The organism is Dellaglioa sp. CoH-57-MRSF-22, from assembly GCF_056781895.1.
Genome location: NZ_JBXAXT010000174.1, coordinates 1 through 300, shown reverse-complemented (window position 1 = coordinate 300; position 300 = coordinate 1). Strand labels below are relative to the sequence as shown.

1 protein-coding gene is annotated in these 300 nt (G+C 55.0%); it reads right to left on the bottom strand.

Going from position 1 to position 300, the window contains the following annotated elements:
- On the bottom strand, nt 1-276 hold a 276-nt coding region (locus AC1RPR_RS08685), incomplete at its 3' end, for a hypothetical protein (protein WP_481763550.1).
- Between the last annotated feature and the right edge of the window lie 24 nt (nt 277-300).

Here is a 300-nt window from a genome sequence, read left to right as displayed (position 1 = left end):
AAATTGCAGTGCTTCGAAACGAGTTCGGAAGTAAAAGACGGGGCTGATACGTTCACCATCCTTGGCACGGCCGTGGGCAAAGCACCACGAGTATTGGACGATACCGCGATCACGGAGCCACGCACAGGCCTCTGCGACCCACACATCGAGCACTCGGCTTTCGTCATGAACGAGCGGGAACTTGGTGCCGTACCAACCGTGCGCGTCCACATAGTCGAAGTTGATAGCTCGCGAACGCATCGACGCCGCAAACTTATCTGACGAGGAAGAGGTCATATTTCGTGTTCTTCTCCAAGGTTC